Source organism: Variovorax sp. 01T439_2, assembly GCF_056398445.1.
In genome coordinates this window covers 1-8,690 of record NZ_JBFTPJ010000139.1, presented here as the reverse complement: position 1 = coordinate 8,690, position 8,690 = coordinate 1, and the positions used below count along the sequence as shown (strand labels likewise).

Genomic DNA, 8,690 nt, shown 5'->3' with positions numbered 1-8,690 from the left:
CCCCGCCGCCTCTACGCCGAGGCCGCCGCCGAAGCGGCGCAAGGCGGCTGGCTGGTGGTGGCCGACATGCCGCCCGAAGCCGACGGCCGCCACGGCGAGCCCTTTGCGGGCGATGCCGGCAAGCTGCTCGACAACATGCTGCGCGCCCTCCAGCTGCACGACGGCAGGACGCCGGTGCACCTGATGCGCACGCACCGCGGCGTGGGCGCCGGCCAGCCCGGCAGCCCGCGTCCGATGGACGAGGCGTTCGCGGAACATGCCGCCGCGCTGGCGCCGAGCCTGGTGCTCGCCATGGGCCCGCTGGCCGCCCAGAGCCTGATGCAAAGCGCCGATCCGCTCGGCAAGCTGCGCGGCCGCGCGGTGCCGCTGCCCTCGGCCAGCGGCGTGCCGGTGGTGGCCACCTACCACCCGGCCTACCTGCTGCGGAACCCGGCCGACAAGGCCCGCGCCTGGGCCGACCTGTGCCTGGCGGCCGAGCAGGAAACTCCGTCGAATTAGGGGCCGGCGGCCGGGTCCTTAAAATCGGACCCCATGACTTTCCTCGACAAGCTGGCCACCGCACAGCAAACAAACGGTTCGTTGCTCTGCGTGGGGCTCGATCCGGAGCCAGCCAAGTTCCCGGGGCAGCTCAAGGGCGACGCCAGCCGCATCTATGACTTCTGCGCGCGCATCGTCGACGCGACGGCCGGCCTGGTCATCGCCTTCAAGCCGCAGATCGCCTATTTCGCGGCCCATCGCGCCGAAGCCCAGCTCGAACAACTGATGGAGCACATGCGCCGCAACGCGCCCGGCGTGCCCGTGATCCTGGACGCCAAGCGCGGCGACATCGGCTCCACGGCCGAGCAGTACGCCATCGAGGCCTTCGAGCGCTACGGCGCCGACGCCGTGACCCTGTCGCCCTTCATGGGCTTCGACTCGGTGGCGCCCTACCTCAAGCACCAGGGCAAGGGCGCTTTCCTGCTCTGCCGCACCAGCAACCCCGGCGGCTCCGACCTGCAGGGCCAGCGCCTGGCAGGCATCGAGGGCCAGCCCTTCCTCTACGAACACGTCGCCCGGCTGGCGCAGGGCCCGTGGAACCTCAACGGCCAGCTCGGCCTCGTGGTGGGCGCGACCTATCCGGCCGAGATCGAGCGCGTGCGCGAACTCGCACCGACGGTGCCGCTGCTGATTCCGGGCGTCGGCGCCCAGGGCGGCGATGCGGTGGCCACGGTGCGCGCCGGCTGGCGCCCCGATGCGCCGATCATCGTGAACTCGTCGCGCGCCATCATCTACGCCTCCTCGGGCGACGACTTTGCCGAGGCGGCCCAAAAGGCCGCACGCTCTACGCGCGACGCGCTCGAAGCCGCGAAGCCCTGATCGTCAGGCGCGGCGCAGCCTGGTGAAAGCTTCGAACTCCCAGTTGCGCATGCCCAGCAGCAAGGTGTAGCCCTCGCGGTCCTTCGCGGCCAGCTTCTGGTCGGTCTGGTGCTGCTGCGCAAAGTCCTGCGCCACGCGCTGCAGGCGTTCGAGGAAGGCCGGCGCGAGCGAGCGGCTGATCTGCCCGTGCACCAGCAATAGCCCCTCGGCCGGGCCGTCGAAGCCGCCCGCGTAGTAGTCGAGCACCACGTTCTCGCGAAAGAACTCCATCACCGGGCCGTGCGGCCGCCAGCGGAAGGTCTTGGCCAGCTTCAGCCGGTAGCGGTTCAGCGGGCGCAGCTCGATGATGCCGATGCGGTCCAGTTGCGCCAGGCAGCCGATGCACTCGGCCTCGCTGATCCGGTAGGCCGCCACGATCTGCTCCAGCGTCCACTGGCTCAGCACGCTGATGGCCACCAGCAGCAGCTTCTTGTCCTTGACCACCGCCTTTTCCTGCTCGTGCGTGAGTTCCTTCAAGAGCGGCTGGGCGTCGGCCACGCGGCGCGCCAGCTCGGCGAAGTCGATCTTGAGCGCGCGGCAGATCGCGTCGACCCGCGACAGCGGCATGTCGCTCTTGGCCAGCATGCGCTTCACGCTGGATTCGGCCATGTCGAGCGAGCGCGCCAGGTCGGCGTAGGTCATGCGGGCGCTCTTGAGTTCGTTCTTGAGGGCTTGGACGAGGTCGACGGTGGTGCTCATGAGGGTGGCGTTGCGGAAAAAGGTATTAGAAAAAGATACCGAAAGGTGTGAATTAGTGCCTCGTATCGATTCTCGATGCCTGTGGAGCGACTGGCAACTAAATTCCGCGGCTCCTGCCATCCACCACCGAGGACCGCCATGCCTTTGCCCACCCTCAGCCGCCGCGAACGCGGACTGCYCTTCACCTTCGCGCTGCTCGCGCTGGTGGCCCTGTTCGGCCCGGCATTGCCGGCGGCCGAGGTGGCCATTGCCTCGGTGTTCGCCGACGACCGCAGCTGGCACGGCCTGCCCAACGCGATGGACGTGCTGAGCAACCTGCCCTTCCTGCTGATCGGCTTCTGGGGCCTGTACCGGCTCAACCGGATCGACCGCGCCCACCAGGAGGCGTTGGCGCAGTTCCCGCTGGCACCGCCGGCCAACGATCCGCCGGACAACACGCTCGACTGCGCCTGGCTTTTCTTCGCGGGGCTGGTTGCCACCGCCGCGGGATCGGCCTTCTTCCACCTGGTGCCCGATGGCGCCCGGCTCGCGGCCGACCGTGCCGGCATGGCGGTGGCTTTTGCGGGGCTGATCGGCATCGCGGTCTGCGAGCGCGTGAGCCAGCGCGCCGGCTGGCCGGCCGCCTGGTTCGTGCTGATGGCCGGGCTGCTGTCGGCCGAGGTGTTCCAGGAAAGCGGCAACGTGCTGCCCTGGGCGATCGTGCAGTTCGGCGGCATGGCGCTGGTGCTCACGCTCGCGCTGGCCACGCCGATGCGCGGCGCGGTCGGGCTCAAGCTGGGCTGGGTGATCTGCTTCTATGCGCTGGCCAAGGTCTTCGAACTGGCGGACCACGCGATCTACGAGGCGGCGCAGCAGGTGGTTTCGGGCCACACCCTCAAGCACCTGACCGCATCGCTGGCGGGCCTGCCGGTGCTGGCGGCGCTGCGCAAGCTCGACATGAACTGGCGCGCGACCCTGCTGCGGCACAATCCCGACGCAGCCGCCGCCCTGACGGCATGAGGAGAATTCTTCGAATGACAACCCCCGCCGCTGCTGCCACTGCCGCCACCGCGCCCCACGAGGCGAACGCCCACGCCAACCAGTTCGCGCTTCTCAGGCAGCGGCGCTTCGCGCCCTTCTTCTGGACCCAGTTCGCGGGCGCGGCCAACGACAACCTCTTCAAGTTCGCCTTCACCGTGATGGTGACCTACCAGCTCCAGCTGAGCTGGATGCCGCCGGCCATGGCGGGCCTGGCCATCGGCGCGCTGTTCATCCTGCCGTTCCTGCTGTTCTCTGCGACGGCGGGGCAGCTCACCGACAAGTTCGACAAGACGAAGATGATCCGCTTCGTCAAGAACCTCGAGATCGCGATCATGCTGATTGCGGCCTGGGGCTTCGTGCGCGCCGATGCGGTGGTGCTGCTGGGCTGCGTGTTCCTCATGGGCCTGCATTCCACGCTGTTCGGGCCGGTCAAGTTTGCCTACCTGCCGCAGGTGCTCGACGCGCGCGAGCTCACGGGCGGCAACGGCATGGTCGAGATGGGCACCTTCGTCGCCATCCTGCTCGGGCAGGTGGCGGGCGGGCTGCTGGTGGCGCTGCCGCAGGTGGGCCACGCCACGGTGGCGGTGGCCTGCGTGCTGCTGGCACTGGTCGGGCGCGGCGTGGCGCAGGCCATTCCGCGGGCGCCCGCCACCGACCCGGGCCTGGTGATCAACTGGAACCCGTTCAGCGAGACCTGGCGCAACCTCAAGCTCGCGCACGGCAACATCGTGGTGTTCCGCTCGCTCCTGGGCATCTCGTGGATGTGGTTCTTCGGCGCGGTGTTCCTGAGCCAGTTCCCCAGCTTCGCGAAGGAAGTGCTGCACGGCGACGAGCAGGTGGCCTCGCTGCTGCTGGTGGTGTTCTCGGTGGGCATCGGCGCGGGCTCGCTGCTGTGCGAGACGCTGAGCCGGCGGCAGGTGGAGATCGGCCTGGTGCCGCTGGGCGCGATCGGCATGAGCGTGTTCGCCATCGACCTGTACTTTGCGTCGCGCGGGCTGCCGCCGTCCGCCGGCATGGGGCTGGGCGCCTTCATGGGCCAGGCCGCGCACTGGCGCGTGATGGCCGACCTGGCGCTGCTGTCGCTCTTCGCGGGGCTCTACAGCGTGCCGATGTACGCGCTGATCCAGCTGCGCAGCCAGCCCACGCACCGCGCACGCATCATCGCGGCCAACAACATCCTCAATGCGCTGTTCATGATCGGCAGCTCGGTGATCGCGGGTGCCTTGCTCGGCGCCGGCTTCACGATTCCGCAGATCTTCCTGTTCACGGGCATTGCCAACGCGCTGGTGGCGTTCTACATCTTCATGCTGGTGCCGGAATACCTGCTGCGCTTCATCGCGTGGATGCTGTCGCRCTTCGTCTACCGCTTCGASATCAAGGGCGASKMGCACATTCCCACCGAAGGCGCCGCGGTGCTGGTGTGCAACCACGTGAGCTTCATCGACGCGATATTGCTGATGGCCGCAAGCCCGCGCCCGATCCGCTTCATCATGGACCACCGGATCTTCAAGGTGCCGGTGCTCGGCTGGCTGTTCAAGCTGGCCAAGGCGATTCCGATCGCGCCGCAGAAGGAAGACCCGGCGGCCTACGAAGCGGCCTTTGCCAGGGCGCTGGGCGTGCTGCGCGAAGGCGACCTGCTGGCCATCTTTCCCGAGGGCGCGATCACGCGCGACGGCCAGCTGCAGCCCTTCAAGGGCGGCGTGATGAAGATCATCGAAAGCGCGCGCGCCGAAGGCATCGAGCCGCCGGTGATCCCGATGGCGCTGACCAATCTCTGGGGCTCGTACTTCAGCCGCATCGAGCTGCGCGGCGGCGAGAACGTGGCCATGGCCAAGCCCTTCCGCCGCGGCTTCTTCAGCCGCGTGGGGCTCAACGTCGGCCATGCCGTGCCACCGCCCGAGGTGCGGCCCGAGGCGCTGCAGCAGCGCGTGAGCGGATTGCTGGCCGCCTGAGGCGCCAGAAAAGTATCTTTTCCAGATACCAGTAGCGGCTCAAACCGGAACTGGTCGAAGCATTCGAGCCCCGCGGTGCGGGAGCGAACCATCATTCGCTCACCTTCACTACGCCGCGAGGCACGCATGCAAACCTTCCCTTCCACCACCGTTTCGATCCAGCGCGACACGCGGGCCTGGCAGTTCCAGGTCTGGGCTTCGTTCGCGACCGCTGTGTTCCTGTGCGCCACCGGCCTGAGCTGGCTGCCGGGCGAAGCGCTGGACCGGGCGTTCATGGTGATGGGCTATGTGTTCTGCCTGAGCACCGCCTTCATGCTGGCCAAGTTCGTGCGCGACAGCCAGCCAGCGACCGCCGGCGGCACCGCAGCGAGCCGCGACGTGCCGATGTGGCGCCTGGTGGTCTGGGGCAGCTTCTTCACTGCGATGGGCCTGACCGGCTGGGGCCTGGTCCGCATGGAGATCAACGACGCCTACAAGGCCTTCCTCGGTGTGAGCTGGCTGTTCCTGATCAGCTCGGCCTTCACGCTGGCCAAGACCCTGCGCGACCGCCACGAAGCCGACCTGATCGACGCGCGCCTGCAGGGCCGCCGCGCCGCCCGCCAGGAAGCCGCTGCCGCCGGCTCGGCCGAATGAGCGCCGCCTTCTTTTTCATCATCCATCCACGAAAGACCGTCATGAAAAAATCCGTTGCTGCGCTTCTGGTTGCCGCCTGCACCGCTTTCGCGGGCGCCGCGCTGCCCTTCCATGCCCAGGCGCAGAGCGAGGCTTCGGCGGCGCTCTCGCTGCTGCCGGTGGCCTCGGTCGTGGGCGCTGCCTCCGCGGTGGGCGCCTCCGCGGCGGCCGTGGTCGCGCTGCCCGCCGCACTCTCGGTGGGCGGCTCGATGCTCACGGTGGTGGCGGTCGAGGCCTCGGCCGATGGCACCGTCTACCTGCTGGAGCGTGCCTCGGACGGCGCGCGTGCCAGCGTCAAGGTGATGGGGCGCGCGGCCAACGGCGTTTCGGCGGCGGTGGGCACGGGCGTCCTGGTCAGCGTGATCGGCAGCGGCGTCGTGCTGTCGGCCGCGGGCGAGGTGCTGGCCTTCGTGCCCAATGCCATCGGCCGCGCGCTGCTGCACAACGAGAGGCTGTCGTGAAGCGCGCGGTCTTTCCTGCGCTCCTGCTCGCGCTCGCTGTGGCGCTGCCGCTGCAGGCGCAGGCCGGCCGCTCCTGCGAGCAGGCCAGGCCGACCGCCGAACTGATCGTCAAGGGCATGCAGATGGCGGAGCGCACCTCGCAGCAGCTCGATGCCAGCGGCGCGCGCGCCGTGCTGCTGGCGCGCGCCGGGCAGGACCTGGGCAAGTACGGCCTGCGCTATTCGCACCTGGGCATCGCCTACAAGACCGACGAGGGTCCATGGCGCGTGGTGCACAAGCTCAACCAGTGCGGCAGCGCCGTGGCCGCGGTCTACCGGCAGGGGCTTGGCGAATTCTTCCTCGACGACCTGTGGCGCTACGAAGCCGCCTGGGTCGTGCCCACGCCCGCCGTGCAGGCGCAGCTGCTGGCCGCGCTCCGCGAGCCGCCTGCGCGCATCGTGCGGCTGAACATCGCGCCCTACAGCATCGTGAGCTACGCCTGGGGGCAGAAGTACCAGCAGTCGAACCAGTGGGCCATCGAGACGCTGGCCGCGGCGATGGAGCCGGCCACCATCAACAGCCGCGCGCAGGCGCAGGCATGGATGCAGTTCAAGGGCTACGAGCCGACCACGCTCAGGCTCGGCCCGCTCACGCGGCTGGGCGGCCGCGTGGGCTCGGCCAACGTGGCTTTCGACGACCATCCGAACGAGAAGCGGTTCTCGGACCGCATCGAGACGGTGACGGTCGACTCGGTGTTCGCATGGATGCCGCGCGCGGGGCTCGGCGCGGCGCCGGTGGCGTTCAAGCTGCCATAAGAAATCTCTCTCTCCTACCGAAAGAATGAAATGAGCAAGTCACTGCGTCTGTCCGAAAAATGGTTTCGCCGCGGGCTCTGGCTCGTGGCGCTGGCGTTCGCGATCTTTTTGATCGGGCTCGGCGGCGCCGTCGTGGACGACCTGCCGCGGGTCGAGCGGGCGCTCGAGCTCGACGACTTCATCGACCGCCCCGCGGCCGAGCCGCTGCGCAGCACGATCAAGGCATCGGAGGCCGCCGAGCTGCAGGCGACGCGGCAGCTGGAGCAGGTCCGCCTGCAGCAGAGCGCCGCGCGGCAGGCCAGCGCCAACGCGCGCGAGACCTTCGGCAACTGGATCGCCACGCGGCGCGCCACCGCGCAGCCCGACCAGGACACGGAGCTGATCGCACGCACCAAGCAGCTCGATGCCTTCAAGCAGAAGGAGGACGAGGTCCAGCGCCTGGTGAATGCGCAGCAGCAGGCCGTGCTCGACGCGCGCCAGGCCGAGCAGCGCGCCCGGGAGGCGCTGTCGCTGCTGGAGCGCGATGCGCGCGAAAAGCTCGACGCCGAGTACCGCCGCGTCGAACTGCGCGTGTTCGCCTACCGCCTGGCGCTCACGCTGCCGCTGCTGGTCGTGGCCGGCTGGCTGTTCGCAAAGAAGCGCAAGAGCACCTACTGGCCCTTTGTCTGGGGCTTCATCTTCTTTGCGCTGTTCGCCTTCTTCGTCGAGCTGGTGCCGTACCTGCCAAGCTACGGCGGCTATGTGCGCTACGTGGTGGGCATTGTGGTCACGGTGCTCGTGGKGCGCTATGCGATCGTGGCGCTCAACGCCTACCTCGCGCGCCAGAAGCTCGCCGAGCAGCAGCCCGACCAGGTGCGCCGCGAGGAGCTCAGCTACGACGTCGCACTCGCGCGGCTCGGCAAGGGCGTGTGCCCCGGCTGCGAGCGCCCGGTGGACCTGAAGAACGGCGAGATCGACTTCTGCCCGCACTGCGGCATCGGCCTGTTCGACCACTGCGGCCAGTGCGAAACGCGCAAGAGCGCGTTCTCGAAGTTCTGCCATGCCTGCGGCACCTCCGCGGCCGCAACGCAGGCGCCGCACACACTGTGACCGGCACTGCGCAATCGGTCACGCTGGGCGCGCCGGTTCAGCCGGCCACGTAGCGAAAGCGCCGCACGGTCGTGCTACAACCCCGGGCTGCGTCACGCAACGCCGTGCCGCGGGTTTTCCCATTCACATTGACGGAGCACACCCATGAGCATTTTCGGCAAGATTTTTTCCAAGATTTTTCCGTCGGCCAACGCCGCTGAAGTCGTCGCCGCACCGCCGGCGGCTGCACCCGGCGCGCCGGCCGCTGTCGCACCGCCGCCTGCGATCCCACTGGGCGACGTGCCCGCCGTCCTGGACGCGATGCCTGGTGCCGCCGGCCTGAACTGGCGCACCTCGATCGTCGACCTGCTCAAGTTGCTGGGCCTGGACAGCAGCCTCGCCGCGCGCAAGGAACTGGCCAGCGAAATTCTCTACAGCAACGGCGAACCGGGTTCGGCCGAATGGAACATCGGCCTGCACAAGCAGGTGATGACTCGCATCGCCGCCAATGGCGGCACGCTGCCAGCCGAACTGCGCGACTAAATAAAGTAAAGGCGGCTTCTGCCGAAAAGGGAATTTCCAGGAACACCGCGGAACCGGCTTCGCCGGGCCGCTGGTGTTGCCCCCGG

General features: G+C 68.7%; 10 protein-coding genes. 9 read left to right on the top strand and 1 reads right to left on the bottom strand.

What is annotated here, in order from left to right; all coding sequences use genetic code 11:
• Together AC1DOC_RS09250 and pyrF are read left to right on the top strand one after the other, a co-directional pair.
• The coding region (locus AC1DOC_RS09250) for a uracil-DNA glycosylase family protein (protein WP_478129699.1) at window positions 1-498 on the top strand (498 nt) is incomplete at its 5' end.
• A gap of 33 nt (window positions 499-531) precedes the next feature.
• The gene (gene pyrF / locus AC1DOC_RS09245; RefSeq protein ID WP_015867821.1) at window positions 532-1,356 is read left to right on the top strand and encodes an orotidine-5'-phosphate decarboxylase; all 825 of its coding nucleotides are present in this window, start codon (window positions 532-534) and stop codon (window positions 1,354-1,356) included.
• Between the two features lie 3 nt (window positions 1,357-1,359).
• Here the strand turns inward: pyrF and AC1DOC_RS09240 are convergent, their stop codons facing one another.
• The gene (locus tag AC1DOC_RS09240; RefSeq protein WP_015867820.1) at window positions 1,360-2,094 is read right to left on the bottom strand and encodes a helix-turn-helix domain-containing protein; all 735 of its coding nucleotides are present in this window, start codon (window positions 2,092-2,094) and stop codon (window positions 1,360-1,362) included.
• Between the two features lie 138 nt (window positions 2,095-2,232).
• Here AC1DOC_RS09240 and AC1DOC_RS09235 point away from each other — a divergent pair, with 138 nt between their 5' ends.
• The 7 genes from AC1DOC_RS09235 to AC1DOC_RS09205 all read left to right on the top strand — a co-directional run bounded on the left by AC1DOC_RS09235 (window position 2,233) and on the right by AC1DOC_RS09205 (window position 8,604).
• Window positions 2,233-3,093: a hypothetical protein gene (locus tag AC1DOC_RS09235; protein WP_478129698.1), complete on the top strand. Its 861-nt coding sequence runs from the start codon at window positions 2,233-2,235 to the stop codon at window positions 3,091-3,093.
• Window positions 3,094-3,107: 14 nt separating this feature from the next.
• Window positions 3,108-5,066, top strand: coding sequence for an MFS transporter (locus AC1DOC_RS09230; protein WP_478129697.1), 1,959 nt, complete (start codon window positions 3,108-3,110; stop codon window positions 5,064-5,066).
• Between the two features lie 126 nt (window positions 5,067-5,192).
• Window positions 5,193-5,699 (top strand): YiaA/YiaB family inner membrane protein, encoded by a 507-nt coding sequence (locus tag AC1DOC_RS09225; protein WP_478080154.1) that lies wholly within the window; start codon window positions 5,193-5,195, stop codon window positions 5,697-5,699.
• Window positions 5,700-5,740: 41 nt separating this feature from the next.
• A complete protein-coding gene (locus tag AC1DOC_RS09220) occupies window positions 5,741-6,199 on the top strand; it encodes a hypothetical protein (protein ID WP_478080155.1) in 459 nt (152 codons plus the stop codon).
• A complete protein-coding gene (locus tag AC1DOC_RS09215) occupies window positions 6,196-6,993 on the top strand; it encodes a DUF2145 domain-containing protein (protein WP_278877110.1) in 798 nt (265 codons plus the stop codon). Before AC1DOC_RS09220 ends, AC1DOC_RS09215 begins: the two co-directional genes overlap by 4 nt.
• Window positions 6,994-7,023: 30 nt before the next feature.
• Complete coding sequence (locus AC1DOC_RS09210) at window positions 7,024-8,082, top strand: serine endopeptidase (protein WP_478129696.1); 1,059 nt, start codon at window positions 7,024-7,026, stop codon at window positions 8,080-8,082.
• Window positions 8,083-8,226: 144 nt separating this feature from the next.
• Window positions 8,227-8,604, top strand: coding sequence for a DUF3597 domain-containing protein (locus AC1DOC_RS09205; protein ID WP_015867813.1), 378 nt, complete (start codon window positions 8,227-8,229; stop codon window positions 8,602-8,604).
• Window positions 8,605-8,690 lie beyond the last annotated feature (86 nt).

Coding starts and splice junctions, on each gene's coding strand:
- pyrF (WP_015867821.1), top strand. CDS start 532: ATGACTTTCCTCGACAAGCTGGCCACCGCACAGCAAACAAACGGTTCG.
- AC1DOC_RS09240 (WP_015867820.1), bottom strand. CDS start 2,094: ATGAGCACCACCGTCGACCTCGTCCAAGCCCTCAAGAACGAACTCAAG.
- AC1DOC_RS09225 (WP_478080154.1), top strand. CDS start 5,193: ATGCAAACCTTCCCTTCCACCACCGTTTCGATCCAGCGCGACACGCGG.
- AC1DOC_RS09220 (WP_478080155.1), top strand. CDS start 5,741: ATGAAAAAATCCGTTGCTGCGCTTCTGGTTGCCGCCTGCACCGCTTTC.
- AC1DOC_RS09205 (WP_015867813.1), top strand. CDS start 8,227: ATGAGCATTTTCGGCAAGATTTTTTCCAAGATTTTTCCGTCGGCCAAC.